The organism is Streptomyces sp. enrichment culture, from assembly GCF_964272855.1.
GTDB lineage: Bacteria > Actinomycetota > Actinomycetes > Streptomycetales > Streptomycetaceae > Streptomyces.
Genome location: NZ_OZ186847.1, coordinates 5,526,067 through 5,542,712, shown reverse-complemented (window position 1 = coordinate 5,542,712; position 16,646 = coordinate 5,526,067). Strand labels below are relative to the sequence as shown.

15 protein-coding genes and 1 tRNA gene are annotated in these 16,646 nt (G+C 72.0%); 7 read left to right on the top strand and 9 right to left on the bottom strand.

Going from position 1 to position 16,646, the window contains the following annotated elements; all coding sequences use genetic code 11:
* The first annotated feature begins 97 nt into the window (after nt 1–97).
* Nucleotides 98–168: transfer RNA gene (locus tag ACSU6L_RS24415), tRNA-Gly, on the top strand.
* Nucleotides 169–236: 68 nt separating this feature from the next.
* On the opposite strand, the gene ACSU6L_RS24410 is transcribed toward ACSU6L_RS24415, so the two are convergent.
* Nucleotides 237–431, bottom strand: coding sequence for a hypothetical protein (locus tag ACSU6L_RS24410; protein WP_073938507.1), 195 nt, complete (start codon nt 429–431; stop codon nt 237–239).
* Nucleotides 432–808: 377 nt separating this feature from the next.
* On the opposite strand from ACSU6L_RS24410, the gene ACSU6L_RS24405 reads away from it, so the two are divergent.
* Nucleotides 809–2,005, top strand: coding sequence for an acyltransferase family protein (locus ACSU6L_RS24405; protein ID WP_437060052.1), 1,197 nt, complete (start codon nt 809–811; stop codon nt 2,003–2,005).
* A 17-nt stretch (nt 2,006–2,022) separates the two neighbouring features.
* On the opposite strand, the gene ACSU6L_RS24400 is transcribed toward ACSU6L_RS24405, so the two are convergent.
* Together ACSU6L_RS24400 and ACSU6L_RS24395 are read right to left on the bottom strand one after the other, a co-directional pair.
* Nucleotides 2,023–2,481, bottom strand: coding sequence for an HD domain-containing protein (locus ACSU6L_RS24400; protein ID WP_437060050.1), 459 nt, complete (start codon nt 2,479–2,481; stop codon nt 2,023–2,025).
* A 12-nt stretch (nt 2,482–2,493) separates the two neighbouring features.
* Complete coding sequence (locus ACSU6L_RS24395; RefSeq protein WP_437060048.1) at nt 2,494–3,705, bottom strand: PP2C family protein-serine/threonine phosphatase; 1,212 nt, start codon at nt 3,703–3,705, stop codon at nt 2,494–2,496.
* A gap of 168 nt (nt 3,706–3,873) precedes the next feature.
* Here ACSU6L_RS24395 and ACSU6L_RS24390 point away from each other — a divergent pair, with 168 nt between their 5' ends.
* On the top strand, nt 3,874–5,115 hold the full coding sequence (locus ACSU6L_RS24390) for a GNAT family N-acetyltransferase (RefSeq protein ID WP_437065034.1): 1,242 nt from the start codon (nt 3,874–3,876) through the stop codon (nt 5,113–5,115).
* 10 nt (nt 5,116–5,125) lie between these two features.
* On the opposite strand, the gene ACSU6L_RS24385 is transcribed toward ACSU6L_RS24390, so the two are convergent.
* Together ACSU6L_RS24385 and ACSU6L_RS24380 are read right to left on the bottom strand one after the other, a co-directional pair.
* Nucleotides 5,126–5,935, bottom strand: coding sequence for an Fpg/Nei family DNA glycosylase (locus tag ACSU6L_RS24385; protein WP_437060046.1), 810 nt, complete (start codon nt 5,933–5,935; stop codon nt 5,126–5,128).
* 36 nt (nt 5,936–5,971) lie between these two features.
* Nucleotides 5,972–6,460 carry a ribose-5-phosphate isomerase gene (locus ACSU6L_RS24380; protein WP_437060044.1) on the bottom strand — a complete coding sequence of 163 codons (489 nt, stop codon included), beginning with the start codon at nt 6,458–6,460 and terminating at the stop codon, nt 5,972–5,974.
* Nucleotides 6,461–6,664: 204 nt separating this feature from the next.
* Here ACSU6L_RS24380 and ACSU6L_RS24375 point away from each other — a divergent pair, with 204 nt between their 5' ends.
* Nucleotides 6,665–8,137 carry an amino acid permease gene (locus ACSU6L_RS24375; RefSeq protein ID WP_437060042.1) on the top strand — a complete coding sequence of 491 codons (1,473 nt, stop codon included), beginning with the start codon at nt 6,665–6,667 and terminating at the stop codon, nt 8,135–8,137.
* A gap of 63 nt (nt 8,138–8,200) precedes the next feature.
* Here the strand turns inward: ACSU6L_RS24375 and ACSU6L_RS24370 are convergent, their stop codons facing one another.
* Entirely contained in the window at nt 8,201–9,661 is a 1,461-nt protein-coding gene (locus tag ACSU6L_RS24370; RefSeq protein WP_437060040.1) for a serine/threonine-protein kinase, read from the bottom strand.
* A gap of 145 nt (nt 9,662–9,806) precedes the next feature.
* Here ACSU6L_RS24370 and ACSU6L_RS24365 point away from each other — a divergent pair, with 145 nt between their 5' ends.
* The gene (locus ACSU6L_RS24365) at nt 9,807–10,526 is read left to right on the top strand and encodes a hypothetical protein (RefSeq protein ID WP_437065032.1); all 720 of its coding nucleotides are present in this window, start codon (nt 9,807–9,809) and stop codon (nt 10,524–10,526) included.
* 62 nt (nt 10,527–10,588) lie between these two features.
* Entirely contained in the window at nt 10,589–11,896 is a 1,308-nt protein-coding gene (locus ACSU6L_RS24360) for an FAD-binding oxidoreductase (RefSeq protein ID WP_437060038.1), read from the top strand.
* A gap of 13 nt (nt 11,897–11,909) precedes the next feature.
* Here ACSU6L_RS24360 and ACSU6L_RS24355 read toward each other — a convergent pair whose 3' ends face one another.
* Nucleotides 11,910–12,494: a biotin transporter BioY gene (locus ACSU6L_RS24355; protein WP_437060036.1), complete on the bottom strand. Its 585-nt coding sequence runs from the start codon at nt 12,492–12,494 to the stop codon at nt 11,910–11,912.
* Nucleotides 12,495–12,853: 359 nt separating this feature from the next.
* On the opposite strand from ACSU6L_RS24355, the gene ACSU6L_RS24350 reads away from it, so the two are divergent.
* Nucleotides 12,854–14,233 carry an amino acid permease gene (locus ACSU6L_RS24350; RefSeq protein WP_437060034.1) on the top strand — a complete coding sequence of 460 codons (1,380 nt, stop codon included), beginning with the start codon at nt 12,854–12,856 and terminating at the stop codon, nt 14,231–14,233.
* A 170-nt stretch (nt 14,234–14,403) separates the two neighbouring features.
* On the opposite strand, the gene ACSU6L_RS24345 is transcribed toward ACSU6L_RS24350, so the two are convergent.
* Together ACSU6L_RS24345 and ACSU6L_RS24340 are read right to left on the bottom strand one after the other, a co-directional pair.
* Entirely contained in the window at nt 14,404–15,012 is a 609-nt protein-coding gene (locus ACSU6L_RS24345; RefSeq protein WP_437060032.1) for a histidine phosphatase family protein, read from the bottom strand.
* A gap of 6 nt (nt 15,013–15,018) precedes the next feature.
* Nucleotides 15,019–16,497, bottom strand: a complete 1,479-nt coding sequence (locus tag ACSU6L_RS24340; protein WP_437060030.1) for an FGGY-family carbohydrate kinase — start codon at nt 16,495–16,497, stop codon at nt 15,019–15,021.
* Nucleotides 16,498–16,646: the final 149 nt, after the last annotated feature.

Here is a 16,646-nt window from a genome sequence, read left to right as displayed (position 1 = left end):
ACGCGGAGGGCGGGACGGGAATGGGGTGTGCGGCGAGGGGGGCCGACCCGCTACGATGCCTGTCGTGCCGCGGTCGCCCGACCGGCGGCGCCTGTGTGCGGGCGTAGCTCAATGGTAGAGCCCCAGTCTTCCAAACTGGCTACGCGGGTTCGATTCCCGTCGCCCGCTCTCTACGGCTCAGGGCCGGCCGGAGATCATTTCTCCGGCCGGCCCTGACGCGTTTGCGGACCCGGTGATCAGAAGCTGATGGAGTTGATCATTTCCGCTATCGAGTCGAGGAAACGCTGGATGGACGGGGCCATGCCGGTCGAGGCGAGGAAGAAGCCGAAGAGGATCGCCACGATCGCGGGCCCGGCCTTGATCGAGCCTCCGCGCATCATCACCACCAGGATGATCGCCAACAGCAGCACCACTGACAGTGAAATGGCCACAACAGATCACACCCTCGGTCGGTCCGCTCTACCGGCCGGGGGATGCCAGGCCTGCACGCCCCCGCCAGAACCATCGTGCCACCAACCGGGCCGCCCTATGCGGCCCGTGACGCAACGTCGGTCACGGCAGTGCCGCGCGGGGACCCGCATCCCGTCCCCAACAGCCTTGCCGGAGCGCGCCGGAGAGTAATTCGACGGCATGTTCGCGACAGGAATTCGACAGGTTGGTTTCCATGTCCACACAACATGCGCACAGACAAATCCAATTGCCTCCAACTGGACATTTTGCCTGCGTAAATCCGGGGTAACCGAGTGCGGAAGCATGAATGACGTGGAGGGTTTTACGCGACCCCACAGACGACGCTAGGGTGCCTCAGATGTTCCACGCCGCCTCCTCCCGCCGCAGGGCGCCGCTTCCACCGGCACAGTCGCCGGCTTCGGGAGTGCCGAGCCCGCGCTCACCGCAGAGCCCGCAGTCCGGCAAGCAGCGCGACGCGTTCTTCGACAACGCCAAATACCTGGCGATCGTGCTGGTGGCCATCGGTCACGCCTGGGAGCCGCTGAAGGACGACAGCCGCATCCTGGAGGGCGCGTACACGGTCGTGTACACCTTCCACATGCCGGCGTTCATCATCATCTCCGGCTTCTTCTCGCGCAGTTTCGACATGCGCCCCAGCCGGCTGAAGCGGCTGATCACCGGTGTCGCCGTGCCGTACATCGTCTTCGAGACGGCCTATCCGCTCTTCAAGCGGGTGATCGACCACGATCCGGGACAGGAGATCAGCCTTCTCGATCCCTGGTATCTCACCTGGTTCCTGTGCGCGCTGTTCCTGTGGCGGCTCACCACCCCGATCTGGAAGCTGATCCGCTGGCCGCTGCCGATCGCGCTCGGCATCGCGATGGCCGCGTCGGTCGCCCCGGAGATCGGTGACGACCTTGACCTGCAGCGGGTGCTGCAGTTCCTGCCGTACTTCGTGCTCGGCCTGTGCATGAAGCCCGAGCACTTCCAGATGGTGCGCCGCCGCTCGGTGCGGATCCTGTCGGTGCCGGTCTTCGCCGTGGCGATGGCCGTGGGCTGGTGGGCCGTGCCTCGGATGAACACCGCCTGGTTCTACCACCGGGACTCCGCGCAGGAGCTGGGCGTGCCGTGGTGGGTCGGGCCGGTGATGGTGCTGGCCATGTTCGGCTGCTCGATGGTGCTGACCGCCTGCTTCTTCGCCTGGGTGCCGCGCCGCCACCTGTGGTTCACCGCGCTGGGCGCGGGCACGCTGTACGGCTATCTGCTGCACGGCTTCGTGGTGAAGGCCGGCGAGTACCGCGGCTGGTTCGACCACGCCTGGCTGCACCGGCCGCTCGGTGAGATCTTCGTGTCCGTGCTCGCCGCGATCGGCGTGACCCTGCTGTGCACCAAGCCGGTGCAGCGGGTGTTCCGGTTCGCGATGGAGCCGAGGATGGAGTGGGCGTTCAAGCAGGACGCCGCCCAACTCGCCCGGGACCGCCAGAAGAACGAGTCGGGCGGTAACGGGACGAACGGCGGCAGGAGCGACAGCAGGCGCGAAACCGCCCGCGTCTGAGGCAGGTTCGCCCGGCGTCACCCTCGAAGACCGAGAAGTTCGCGCATCCGCGCGTACTTCTCGGTCAGTCGTGTGCGGGTCGGTTCGTCGAGGGCGGCGAGACGGGCCGGGTCCGCGTTGTGGGCCAGGTCCGCCTCCTTCACCAGCAGTGCGCCGGGAGTGGCGAGGATGCGGGCGGCGTACTCCTGCGGGGATTCGCCCGGCCGCTTGGTGACCGCCCGCACGATGTCCTTCGTGCGGTGGCTCAGCGGGGCCTGGTCCAGCCACCGTACGGGCAGCGCGTCGTCCTCCACGGCGTCGTGCAGCCAGGCGGCGGTGATCTGCTCGGCGTCGCCGCCGCGGGCTCGGACGCCCTCCGCGACGGCCTGGAGGTGTTCGGCGTAGGGGCGGCCGGCCTTGTCGGTCTGGCCCTGGTGCGCGGCGCGGGCCAGGGCCTCCACCTCGGCGAGGGGCAGGGTGCGCGGGGTCTCGGTCACCCCGCCAGTGTCTCAGCGGACGGCCGCCCGCGCCTGCGCGTGCAGCTGGGCCTGGGCCGTGGCCGTGGGGCCCTCGCGGCAGATCAGCAGCAGGGCCCGGTCGTCGTTGACGTCCTTGGCGACGGCCTCGATGAGGTGCCAGGCGGCGCCCTGGAAGCCGCCGGCGACATAGCGGTCGGCCTCGCCGGTGAGGCGGTCGATGCCCTCGACGATGTCGCGGTCGGAGGTCTCCACGAGTCCGTCCGTGAACAGCATCAACACGTCTCCGGGCCGCAGCGAGCCCTTCACCGGGTCGAACTGTGCGCCCTCGTACACACCGAGGAGCGGGCCCTCGGCCGCCTTCTCCTCCCAGCGGCCGCTGCCCGCGCTCAGCTGGAGCCCCGGCGGGTGGCCCGCGGAGTACAGCTCGTAGTCGCCCGAGTCCAGGTCCAGGACGAGGTGGATGGAGGTCGCGAAGCCCTCGTCCCAGTCCTGCCGGAGCAGATAGCCGTTGGCGGCCGGGAGGAAGGTGTGCGGCGGCAGGGAGCCGAGCAGGCCGCTGAAGGCGCCGGCCAGGAGCAGGGCGCGGGAGGCCGCGTCCATGCCCTTGCCGGAGACGTCGGTGAGGACGACCTCCAGGGTGCGGCCGCCGCCCGTGCGGGCCGCGACCACGAAGTCGCCGGAGAACGACTGGCCGCCGGCCGGGCGCAGCGCCATCTCGCGGTGCCAGCCGGCCGGCAGCTTGGGCAGCCGGCTCTGGGTGCGGATGCGTTCGCGCAGGTCGAACAGCATGGTCCCGCCGCGCCGCCAGGGCACGCCGACCCGGCTGCGGAACTGGGCGATGAGCAGCCCGAAGAACCCGCAGGCGGCGACCACCAGCACCACGCCCGGGGTGACCCGGGAGGGGCCCTCGGTGTAGGGGCCAAGCTGGACGGACTCCACGATCAGCGCGGTCGCGGCGGCGGCGTACAGGCCGAGCAGGCTCGCCGGGCGCAGCAGCAGGCCGCCCGCGACGATCGGCAGGACCAGCGCGGCCGGGGAGCACCACACCGGGTTGGCCAGTGTGGTGACCGCGATCAGCGGGACGGTGAGCAGCAGTCCGGCGAGGGCGACCCAGTCGGAGCCGTCGCCGCGGAAGTAGTCGACGGCGCTTCTGCGCAGGCCGACGCGGACCCGGTGCCACTGCATCTTCCACCGGGCCGGGAACGTCTCGGCCGCCGCGCGCCGCTCTCGTCCTGCTGCCATCAGTTCGGGACCCTATCCATCGGACCAGTCGCTTGGCACGGGAGGTCCCACTTGTCCCCCGTCCGAGGCTCGACTTCACAGTGAACTTCACGGAAAGCCGCCGTGCCGCCACCTGCCGGAAATTCCCTGGCTCGCCCCTGCTTGCCCTGGTAGGCATGGACCATGGCGATGGCGAGTGACGGGTCGGGCGGGCCTCGCGTCCTGCGGCCGGACGACTGGGACGTGTGGTACGAGACCCTGCTGCGCGCGTTCGGCGGGGTGCCGGAGGCGGCCGAGGAGCGGGAACTGTGGCGTGAGCTCACCGAGTTCGACCGTTCCCTGGGTGTCTGGGACGGCGACGCCTGTGTGGGCACCGCGGGGGCGTTCACGTTCCGGCTGACCGTGCCCGGCGGAGCGTCGGTGCCCGCGGCGGGCGTCACGATGGTCGGCGTGGCGGGCACGCACCGGCGGCGCGGGGTGCTGACCTCGATGATGCGCAGGCAGCTGGACGACGTCCGCTCCTGGGGCGAACCGCTGGCGGTGCTGACCGCCTCCGAGCCGGCCATCTACGGCCGGTTCGGGTACGGCGTGGCGACGTACGCGCTCGGCGCGGAGATCGACACCGCCCGGGTGCGGTTGTCGGTGCCGGCCGGGACCGATGACGTACGGCTGCGGTTCGCGGCGCCCGACGAGGTGCTCGGCGCGTGCGAGGCGGTCTACGCCGGGCTGGTGCCCGGGCGGCCCGGCATGCTGGCGCGGCGGCCGGGCTGGGAGCGGGTGGGCCTGCTGGACCCGGAGAGCGAGCGGGACGGGGCGTCGCCGCTGCTGTGCGTGGTCGCCGAGCGGGACGGCCGGACCGTGGGGTACGCGCGGTACCGGGTGCGGATCGGCTGGGGCGAGAGCGGCCACGACGGCACGGTGGTCCTGGAGGACACGGCGGCGCTGGACCCGGCGGCGGACGCGGCGCTGTGGCGGTTCCTGTTCGGGATCGACCTGACGTCCACGCTGGTCGTGCGGGGGCGGCCGCTCGACGACGCCTGGCAGTACCTGGTGTCGGACATCCGGCGGTGCCGGCCGCGGCGGCGGGACTCGCTGTATCTGCGGCCGGTGGAGGTGGGCGCCGCGCTTCAGGCGCGGACGTATCAGGCGCCGGTGGACGTGGTGCTCGACGTGACGGACGACTTCTGCCCGTGGAACACGGGCCGCTGGCGGCTGAGCGGTGACGCCAAGGGCGCGTCGTGCGAGCGTACGACGGACGCGGCGGACCTGGCGCTGTCCGTGCGGGAGTTGGGGTCGGCGTATCTCGGCGGGGTGGGTCTGACGGCGCTGGGCGCGGCCGGCCGGGTGCGGGAGCTGCGGGCCGGGGCGCTGGCGGAGGCGTCGGTGGCGTTCGGTTCCGCGGTGGCGCCCTGGCTGCCGCACGGGTTCTGAGCCGGCCGGGTCAGGCGCGCTGGCAGGCGGGGCACCAGAAGAGGTTGCGGGCGGCGAGACCGGCGGTGCGGATCTCGCCGCCACAGATGTGGCAGGGCAGGTTCGCCCGGCGGTAGACGTACACCTCGCCGCCGTGGTCGTCGACGCGCGGCGGGCGGCCCATGGCCTCCGGCATGTGCTCGGGGCGGACGGTGTCGATGCGGTTGTTGCGCACGCCCTCGCGCATCAGCTCGACGAGGTCGGCCCAGATCGCCCGCCACTCGGCGGGTGTGACGTCCTTGCCCGCCCGGTAGGGGTCGATGCCGTGCCGGAAGAGCACCTCGGCGCGGTAGACGTTGCCGACTCCGGCGATGACCTTCTGGTCCATCAGCAGGGCGGCGATCGTCGTGCGGCTGCGGGAGATCCGCCGGTAGACGGCGTCCGGGTCGGCGTCGTCGCGGAGCGGGTCGGGGCCCAGCCGGTCGTGTATCGCCCGCTTCTCGTCGGGGGTGATGAGCGCGCAGGCGGTCGGCCCGCGCAGGTCGACGTAGGAGCTGTCGTCGGCGAGGCGCAGGCGGACGGTGTCGGTGGGCGGCGGGGCGGGGGCGTCGCCGAAGGTGACCTTGCCGAACAGGCCCAGGTGGATGTGGACCCAGTCGGTGTCACGGAAGCGCAGGAACAGGTGCTTGCCGTGGGCCTCGGTGGCGGTGAGGACCGACTTGTCCAGGAGGTCGGCGGCGTCCGAGAACTTGCCCTGGGGGCTGGTCACCCGGGGGGCCGTGCCGGAGAAGCGGGCGGCGTAGTCGGACGCCAGCCGGTGGATCGTGTGCCCCTCTGGCACGGTGCCTGTTTCCTTCCAGCCCCCCGGGGGGCAGCGTCAGTCCTGCTGCGGGTGGTGCGCCGGGATCGGCGGCAGGTCGCCCGTCGTCTCGTACCCCGCCAGCATGTCGATACGGCGGATGTGACGCTCGTCACCGGAGAAGGGGGTGCCCAGGAAGACCTCGACGAACTTGGTCGCCTCCTCCTGGGTGTGCATGCGCGCGCCCACGGCCACCACGTTCGCGTTGTTGTGCTGGCGGCCCAGCGCCGCGGTCTCCTCGCTCCAGGCGAGCGCTGCCCGGACGCCCTTGACCTTGTTGGCCGCGATCTGCTCGCCGTTGCCGGAGCCGCCGATCACGATGCCGAGGGCGTCGGCGTCGGCGGCGGTGCGCTCGGCGGCGCGGAGGCAGAAGGGCGGGTAGTCGTCCTGGGCGTCGTAGATGTGCGGGCCGCAGTCGACGGGCTCGTGCCCCGCCGCCTTGAGCCATTCGACGAGGTGGTTCTTGAGTTCGAAGCCGGCATGGTCCGAGCCGAGATACACGCGCATGGGATGAGTGTGACATGCGTGTTGCGGGTCGGCAGGCCCGGGTGTGGCGCCGAAAAATGTGAGTCCTGCCACGAAACCTCAGGAAAACCTCAAGTAACGATCCGGAATCAAAGGTTCAAGAATTCCTTCGCCTCGGATTCACTGGTCCGACTCGTACGCCGCTCGTACGGGAATCTGATCATCCGGCGCAAAGGAATCCGTCCCATGACTTCGCAGCCGACCCTGACGAAGGCCGAAAACGGCCACGGAGGCCCCGGAGGACCCGGCGATCCCGGTTCCGGTGGCGGGCTTCACGCAGGGCTCAAGAACCGCCATCTGTCCATGATCGCCATCGGCGGCGTCATCGGCGCCGGACTCTTCGTGGGGTCCTCCTCCGGTATCGCCACCGCCGGCCCGGGCATCCTCCTGTCGTACGCGCTCGTCGGCACGCTCGTGGTGCTGGTGATGCGCATGCTCGGCGAGATGTCGGCCGCCAACCCGACCTCCGGCTCGTTCTCCGCGCACGCCGACCGCGCCCTCGGCCGCTGGGCCGGGTTCTCCATCGGCTGGCTCTACTGGTTCTTCTGGGTCGTGGTGCTCGCGGTCGAGGCGACCGCCGGTGCCGTGATCCTCGAGGGCTGGGTGCCCGCCGTACCGCAGTGGGCCTGGGCCCTCATCGTGATGATCGTGCTGACCGGCACCAACCTGGTCTCCGTCAGCTCCTACGGCGAGTTCGAGTTCTGGTTCGCCGGCATCAAGGTCGTCGCCATCGCCGCGTTCATCGTGGTCGGCGGTCTCGCCGTCTTCGGGCTGCTGCCCGGCGTCGACAGCGAGCAGGCCGGACTGTCCAACCTGACCGAGCACGGCGGCTTCCTGCCCAACGGGCCGGGAGCGATCCTGACCGGTGTCCTGCTCGTCGTCTTCTCCTTCATGGGCTCCGAGATCGCCACCCTCGCGGCCGGTGAGTCCGAGGACCCGCAGCGGGCCGTCACCAAGTCCACCAACAGCATCATCTGGCGTATCGGCGTCTTCTACCTGGGCTCGATCCTCGTCGTCGTCTCGCTGCTGCCGTGGGACTCCAAGGCCATCGCGGACAAGGGCTCCTACGTGGCCGCCCTCGACTCGCTCGGCATCGCGCACGCCGGTCAGATCATGAACTTCATCGTGCTGACCTCGGTGCTGTCCTGTCTCAACTCGGGCCTGTACACGGCCTCCCGGATGGCCTTCTCGCTCGGCCAGCGCGGTGACGCGCCGAAGGCGTTCGCGAAGACCACGAGCCGCGGTGTGCCGCGGACCGCGATCCTGGTGTCCGTCGTCTTCGGGTTCGTGGCGGTGTTCTTCAACTACAAGTTCCCGGACTCCGTCTTCCTCTTCCTGGTCAACTCCAGCGGTGCGGTCGCGCTGTTCGTCTGGCTCGTCATCTGCTTCTCGCAGCTGCGCATGCGGAAGATCATCCAGGCCGAGGCGCCGGAGAAGCTGGTCGTGAAGATGTGGCTGTACCCGTACCTGACCTGGGCGGCCGCCGCGCTGATCGTCTTCGTCCTCGGCTACATGCTCACCGACACCGAGCACGACGGACGCAAGACCGTGCTGCTGTCGCTGCTGGTGGCGGCCGTGGTGCTGGCCATCGCCTTCGTCCGGCAGAAGCTCGGCGCCGGCCAGGAGCAGCAGGAGCAGGAGGCGGTCACGGCCGACTGACCTCCGGTCGCCCGACATTTCCGGGGCCCCGCGGCCGCAAGGCCGCGGGGCCCCTCGCGTGTCTCACAGCACCGTGAAGCCCTGCTTCACGTCGTCGTAGACCCGCAACGCCGCCGCCTCCGTGCGCGGCCGGTACCAGGTGTTGATCTGGTACGACTTCCCCTTCGCGGTGAAGCCGAGCAGCCGGGCGTGCCAGTCGGCGCCGTCGAGGGTGAAGGCGTACTCCCAGACCACCGCCGGATGGCCGCGGAACTCCGTCTCCTCCAGCCGGATCTTGCGGTAGTCGCGCCCTTGGTGGGCGTTCTGTTCCGAGGTGCGCCACGTCTCCATCAGGTCGCCGCGGGCCAGGGCGGACTTGGCGACGAGTTCCTGGGTGCCGTCGGGAGAGGTGTAGTGGATCTCGGCCGCCGTCTTCACGTCCCGGCGCCAGCCCTCCGGGGGTGCCCAGGCGAACCCGCCCGCCTCCCTGCGGGTGCCCGGCGGGAGACTCGGCGGCCGGGAGGTTCCCTCGACCGTGGGGTGCGCGCCGGTGGCAGGCGACCCGGCCGCCCGGTCGTCGCCGTGGTCCGGGGTGCCGGAGGTGGCGGTGAGGACGATCGCGGTCAGGGCGGCGGCGGTGAGGACGCCCGCCGCGGCCAGGAACACCTGGAGACGGGGGCGGGTTCTCGCGGGCCGCGGGTCCGGGGGGCGGATGAGGACCGGGGTCGGCTCGAGGGTCGGCGTCGGCGCGGGGAAGGCCACGGGGTGCAGGGCCGCCTCCACGGCCGCCAGATCGGGGCGGGCCGCCGGGTCCTTGGCGAGGAGGGCGGACAGCACGTCGGACAGCGGACCCGCGGAGTGCGGCAGCCGAGGTTCCTCGTAGAGGACGGCGTGCAGGGTGGCGAGCGTGGTGTCACGGGAGAACGGGGAGTGCCCGGCGAGGGCCGCGCAGAGGGTGGCGCCGAGGGACCACAGGTCGGACGGCGGGCCCTGGGGGCGGCCCGACACCCGCTCGGGGGCCATGTAGTCGGGTGAGCCGACCAGCATGCCGGCCATGGTGAGCGCCTTGGCGTCCTGGATGGCGGCGATGCCGAAGTCGGTGAGCACGACGCGCCGGCCGTCCGGTCCGGCCAGCACGTTGCCGGGTTTGATGTCCCGGTGCAGGACGCCCCGCGCGTGCACCTCGCGCAGGGCGGCGACCAGGCCGAGACCGACGCGGGCGGTCTCGCGCGGGCTGAGCGGGCCCTGCTCGGTCATCACCTGCTCCAGGGAGCGGCCGGGTATCAACTCCATGACGATCCAAAGGCGTTCACCCTCGTCGACCACGTCGTAGACGCGTACGACGTTGGGGTGGTCGAGGCGGGCGGTGGCCCGGGCCTCGCGCAGGACCCGTTCGCGGCGGGTGCGGGCGTCCTCCGCGTCGAGACCGTCTATCCGCATTTCCTTGACGGCGACTTCCCGGTCGAGTATTTCGTCGGCGGCTCGCCACACCCGCCCCATTCCTCCCTGGCCTATGCTTTCGACCAGCCGATAGCGCTCCGCCACCAACAGCCCCGAAGATCCCGGCAATTCGCTGCACCCCCATAATGGCCCCACTTCGCGCCGTACCAGCATAGTGGGGCGAAATCTTGTGGTACCTCTTCAAGTGCTGCGAATTCAGGCGCAGCCAAGGGGGACGAGGGGGCCGAACATGAGTTCTCGCCGTAGGACGGCCATCGTGGGATCGCTGGTCGCGGCATCTTTCTCGGCAGTGGTGATCCTTTCCACCACTGCCGGCGCGAAGGACGAGGGACCTGGCAGCAGCGAAGGGGGAAAGGCCGTCGAACAGGCTCCGGCGGGCGTCGAACTGACGACGTTGCTGCCCGAGCGGATCTCCGTCGACAACAGTTCGAAAAAGACGGCGATCACCGCGACGGTAAAGAACGGAGGAACCAAGGAAAGCGACGACATCCGGCTCTTGGTCGTCGGATTCGACGGCCTTCGGATCAATGAAGTGAAGGGCTGCACGGAGATTCCGGAAAAGGATCTGCCCGAGGGTTCGAACAGCGGCTACAGCTGCGCCGTCGGCGAACTCGGCGCCGGGAGGTCCCGGTCTTACGACGTCGACGCCACCTACGACCTCGGCAAGGAGGGGAAGATCTGCCTGCCGGTGCAGTCCGCCGACGGGAGCACCACGTTCTGGCAGCAGGGCCCGGTGCCCTTCGGCACGGTGAACCCGTCGCCGGACGCCCCGGCCACTCCCCTGCTGCTCGGCACCGACAACCAGCCGGTGGCGCCGGGCGGCGACGAGCTGCCGAGGACCGGCGTCGCGCGGGAGGCGCTGGTGCCGCTGGGCGCGGCCGGGGCCGTGCTGGTCGCGGCGGGCGCGGCCGGGGCGTGGTGGACCCGGCGGCGGCCGGCCGGGAGTTGATTCCGGAGCGGACTGGGAAAAGCTGACGGTGGTTGTCAGGTTATGGCGCCATCCTCGCCGCCATGAGCCTCCCGAACAGCACCGCAGATCTGCTCGTCCTCCGCCCCGGTGACGCCGGTTACGCGGAGGAGACCGCCGGTTTCCAGACCGGGTTCGTACGGCGGCCCGCCGTCGTCGTCGGCGCTTCCTCGGCCGGGGACGTGGCGGCCGCCGTGCGGTACGCGGCCGCACGGGACCTGCCGCTCGCCGTCCAGGCGACCGGCCACGGCGTGCCCGGCGCCGTCGAGGACGGGGTCCTCGTCACCACGCGGCGCATGGACCGCGTCACCGTCGACCCGGTCGCCCGCACGGCCCGCGTGCAGGCGGGTGTCCGCTGGGGCGAGGTGGTGGCGGCCGCCACCCGCCACGGGCTGGCGCCGCTGAACGGCTCGGCGCCGTCCGTCGGGGCCGTCGGCTACACCCTGGGCGGCGGACTCGGCATCCTCGCCCGGGAGTTCGGCTACGCCGCCGACCACGTCCGCTCCCTCGACGTCGTCACCGCCGACGGGCGCCTGCACCGCGGGCTGACCCGGGACTCGGAGCTGTACTGGGGGCTGCTGGGCGGCGGGCACGGCCTCGGCGTCGTCACCGGGCTGGAGACCGGGCTGGTCCCGGTGGCCCGGCTGTACGGCGGTTCGCTCGCCTTCGACGGGCGGCGCGTGGACCCGGCGGCCGTGCTGGCGGCCTACGAGGCGTGGACGCGGACCGTGCCGGACGGGCTGACCTCGTCCTTCGCGGCCGTGCCGTACCCGGACGTCCCCGCGCTGCCGCCGGGTCTGCGGGGCCGGTACGTGGTGTCCGTGCGGGTCGCGTACACCGGCGCGGACGGGGAGCGGCTGGTGGCGCCGCTGCGGGAGATCGGGCCGGTACTGGCCGACTCGCTGCGGGAGATGCCGTATGCCGAGAGCCACACCATCCACAGCGACCCGGACTTCCCGCACGCCTACTACGGCGACAGCGCGGTGCTGGGCTCGCTGGACGCGGCGCGGGCGGGCCGGGTGCTGCGGCGCACCGGGCCGGACGCGGAGGCCATGGTGGTCGTACAGGTCAACCATCTGGGCGGGGCGCTGGCGCGCAGCGCGCCGAACGCGGTGCCGTTCCGCGAGGGGCGGTTCCTGGTGCGGCTGCTGACGACGGGCGACCGGGAGCGGGCCCGCGCGCTGCTGGACCCGGCGTTCGCGCTGCTCGCGCCGGACACCCTGGGGCGGGCCGTCAACTTCGCCTTCGGGGCCGGGGACCGGACCGAGGGGCTGTACGACGCCGGGACGCGGAAGAGGCTCGCCGGGCTGAAGTCGCTTCACGACCCGGCGAACCTCTTCCGTACCGCCTGAGAGAACCTCGCGGTCAGCGCTTGTCGACGAGCTTCCAGGCGGTGGGCAGCACGCCCATCGCCAGGGCCGCCTTCAGGGCGTCGCCGATCAGGAACGGGGTGAGGCCGGCCGCGATCGCGGCGGAGGCGGACATGTCCGTCGCCAGCGCCAGGTAGGGCACGCCGACCGCGTAGATGATCGCCTCGCCGAGCAGCATCGCGCCGGCCGTGCGCCACGGGGAGCGGTCGGCGCCGCGGCGGGCGAGGGCGCCGACGGCGAGCGCGGCGAGCATCATGCCGACGATGTAGCCGAAGGACGGCATGACGCCGGAGGAGCCGCCGGCGAACCACGGCACACCGGCGAGCCCGGCCAGGGCGTACAGGGCGAGGGAGAGGAAGCCGCGGCCGGCGCCGAGGGCGGTGCCGACGAGCAGCGCGGCGAAGGTCTGGCCGGTCACCGGCACCGGGGAGCCGGGCACGGGCACGGAGATCTGGGCCGCGAGGCCGGTGAGCAGGGCGCCGCCGGCCACGAGGGCGATGTCGCGGACGCGGGAGGCCGGGAGGAGGTCGGCGAGGACCTGCCCCGGGCGGGCGGGGGACGTGGCGGTGGCGGTGCTCATGGGGACTCCGCGGATGAGGGCGGTACGGGACTTGGTGACGCTAACCCAGGGCACCTGAGCGGATCACCGTTACGGCTCGACAAAGGCTGGAGCGCGAGTGTGGTGGGATGCTCACAAAGAGTGCGGATGACACCTATCTTGGCGTGATACCCGTCACTGAGGTGAGGACGTATATCTCACGTGCGCCTGGGAAGGGTCGGCTGTAGGGTTCCGCCAACCCGCCGATGTGACGGGGGTCGTACACTCCGTAGTTCGCGCGTCCGCATAGTGAACGGCGGTGTCCCTCGTTCGGCACCGCCGCCCAGACTGTGGGCGCTTTTTACCCTGTCCCCGCACCCCTGGACGGACGAGCCGCGCCCATGCCCAGCACCAGCACGCAGGAGACTTCGCCGCAGGCGGACGCCTCCCTCTCCCACGGCCTGAAGCAGCGCCACCTCTCGATGATCGCCCTCGGCGGCGTGATCGGCGCGGGGCTGTTCGTCGGCTCCGGCGCGGGCATCGCCGCCGCGGGACCCTCGATCATCATCGCCTACGTCCTCTCCGGCCTCCTGGTGATGCTGGTGATGCGGATGCTGGGCGAGATGTCGGCGGCGTACCCGTCGTCGGGCTCCTTCTCCGCGCACGCCGAGCGGGCGATCGGCCCGTGGGCCGGGTTCACCGTCGGCTGGGCCTTCTGGGTGCTGCTGTGCACGGCGGTCGGCCTGGAGGGCATCGGCGCCGCGAAGATCGTCAGCGGCTGGCTGCCGGGGACGCCCGAGTGGGCGTGGGTGGCGCTGTTCATGGTGGTCTTCTGCGGGACGAACCTGGCGGCGGTGAAGAACTTCGGCGAGTTCGAGTTCTGGTTCGCGGCGCTGAAGGTGCTGGCGATCTCGCTGTTCCTGGTGCTGGGTGTGCTCGCCATCCTGGGCGTGCTGCCGGGCACGGACGCGCCGGGCACCAGCAACCTCTCCGACTTCATGCCGGGCGGCGGTGAGGGCCTGGTCATCGGCCTGCTCGCCTCGGTGTTCGCGTACGGCGGCCTGGAGACGGTCACCATCGCGGCGGCCGAGTCCGAGGACCCGGTGCGGGGTGTGGCGAGCGCGGTGCGCACCGCGATGTGGCGTATCGCCCTGTTCTACATCGGCTCGATGGCGGTCGTGGTGACGCTGGTGCCGTGGGACTCGAAGGAGGTCGTCGAGAAGGGCCCGTACGTCGCCACCCTCGACCACCTCGGCATCCCCGGCGCGGGCCAGCTGATGAACGTGGTCGTGCTGGTCGCGCTGCTGTCCGCGATGAACGCCAACATCTACGGCGCCTCGCGCATCGCCTACTCGCTGGTGGAGCGCGGGCAGGGCCCGAAGGCTCTGGGCCGGGTGTCGGGCGGGGTGCCGCGGATCGCGGTGCTGGCGTCCAGCGTGTTCGGGTTCCTGTGCGTCCTGCTCAGCTACTGGCGGCCGGACGACGTCTTCACCTGGCTGCTCAACATGATCGGCGCGGTGATCCTGGTCGTCTGGATCTTCATCGCCGTCTCCCAGCTGCGGCTGCGCCGCCGGGTGGAGCGTGAGGCGCCGGAGAAGCTGGTCGTGCGGATGTGGGCGTTCCCCGTGCTGACGTGGGTGGCGCTGGCCGGCATGGTGGCGATCTTCGTGCTGATGGCACGGGAGCCGGACACCCGGGTGCAGCTGTACTCGACGGGCGCGATGACGCTGGTCCTGGCGGCCGTCGGCTACGCCTGGCAGCGGGCGCGCGCCAGGGACTGACCCGCCGCGACGACACGAAAGCCCCCGTGCGATCCACACGGGGGCTTTTTGCTGTTAGTTTGTTGTTGCAATTCAGTTGCAACAAGCCTGCCTCGTGATCGTCTTCTCACCCTTCACGCGGGCGGGCGCGGTGAAGGGGCAGCCCTGTGAGGACCTGACTCACAGGGCTGTCACCCGCTGGGCAGGTTGAGGGACAGCAGGGCGGCCTGCCCGGCGTCCAGGCGGAGTTCGCTGACGGCGGCGTTGCGCAGCTTGGGGAAGACCCGGCGGTAGTCGCCCAGCGGAATGCCGAGCAGCCGGCACAGCACCAGCCGCAGCAGGGTGTTGTGGGCGACGACGAGGACCCGCTCGCCGGGGTGTTCCGCAGCGATGCGGCGCAGGGCGGCCGTGCCCCGCCCGGCGGCGGCCGTCGGGTCCTCGGCCCCGGGGAAGGGATGGGCCACCGGGTCCGCCCGGTAGGCCTCGGCGTGGGCCGGGTCCTCGACGGCGAACTCCGCGAGCGTACGGCCCTCCAGCACCCCGAAGTCGCATTCGCGCAGATCGGGGTCGCGGTGCGGGGTCAGCCGCAGCGCCGCGCAGGCGGGCTCGGCGGTCGCCACGGCCCGGGACAGCGGCGACGTCCAGACGGCGTCGACCGGATGCGCGCCGATCCAGCGCCCGAGGGCCCGCGCCTGCTCGCGGCCGGTGTCGGTGAGCGCGATGTCGCTGACGCCGGCGTACCGGTTCTCGGCGTGCCAGACGGTCTGGCCGTGCCGGGCGAGGAGAAGGGTGGCGGTCATGAGCCGTCAGTCTTCCTTTCCGAGTCCCGCTCCGCCCGCCGCCGCGCCCTGTTCGGCCCGGCGCCGCGCGTGCGCCGCCACCGGGGCCGGCAGCCAGCCGCGGGACTCCAGGGCGTCGAGGAGGCGGAGGTAGGGGCCGGTGTAGCGGTCGGTGTGACCGGGGCGGGGGTGGACGGTGGTGCGGACGCGGACCATGCGGTCGGTCGTGTCGGTGAGGGCGGCCGTCGGGCGGGTCAGGGCGTGGCAGGCCAGCGCGGCCATGCCCAGGGCCGGTTCGGGGTGGTCGGGGATGCGGGCCGGGCGGCCCAGGATGTCGGTGCGCAGCTGGGTCCAGTAGGGGCTGCGGGTGGCGCCGCCGGTGAAGGCGAGGGGGCCGTCGAGCGGGGCTCCCAGGTGGTCGAGGTAGTCCAGGCACAGGCGTTCCGCGAGGCCGACGCCCTGGAGGAGGGCCGCCCACCGGTCGGCGTCGGAGGCCGGCTCTCCCAGGAGCAGGGCGGTGGCCTCGGGGGCCTGGAACGGGAAGCGTTCGCCCGGTGACACCAGGGGGTAGGCCACCGCGCCGGAGGGTTCGTGGGCCGCGGCCCGCCGGTCCATCGCGGCGGCGTCGGCGTCGGGGAAGCGGGCGGTGAGCACGCCGGCGCCCACGCTGGACGCCCCGCCGGGCAGCCATCTCCCGTCCGGGGCGCGGTGGTTGTAGACCACGCCGGCGCCGTCCCGCACCGGCTCGCGGGCCGCCCCCTTCAGTACGAGGGTGGTGCCGAGGACCGAGTTCCAGGCGCCCTCCCGCAGCGCGCCGGAGGCGATCTGGGCCGCGCAGCCGTCGGTCATCCCCGCGACGACCGGCGTGCCGGCGGGGACGGCGCTGGCCTCGGCGGCGGCCGGGCAGACCGTGCCGAGGACCGTGCCGGGGCGGACGACGGCGGGCAGCGCCTCCTCGGGGACGCCGGGCAGGCCGGGCCAGGCGTCGGCCGCCACGTCGTACGCGGTCTTCAGCGCGTGGCTGGAATCGGCCGGCACCGGGTGTCCGACCAGCCGGGCCGTGATCACGTCCGGCTGGTGGGTGATCCGGCCGGGTCCGTGCGCGGCGGTGAGCCAGAGCGCCTTGGGCAGGGCCCAGGTGTCCTGGACGGTGACGCCCGCCGCGCGCAGCCGGGCGGCCTCGGCCGCGGCCCGGCCGTCGTCGTACATCAGCGCCGGTCCCAGCGGGCGCCCGGTGTGGTCGGTGAGCAGCACGGTCCCGGACGTGCCGCACACCGCGAGCCCGCCGATCCGGGTCCCGGGGCGCTCCCGCAGCGCCTCCCGGGTGGCCGCGCACACCGCCGTCCACCACTCCCCCGGGTCCTGCTCGTGCCGCTCGCCGTCCCGCCGGCCGCGCACCGGGACCGCGCCGGAGCCGAGGACCGTGCCGTCCCCGGTGGCGAGGAGGGCGCGGACGCTCTGTGTGCCGAGGTCGACGCCCAGCCAGGCCGCAGTCTCGTCCGCCATCGCGTCCTCCCACGCTTCGCGTGCCGGGATGTGAACTTCTCACTGTGCCCTGAGATTTTCGGGTGCGCGAGGGATTGACGCCCAACTTCCGCCGTTCCACTCTCTGTTAGCGAATCGACTCGACGTGTTAACGCGCCCCGCCCCGGACC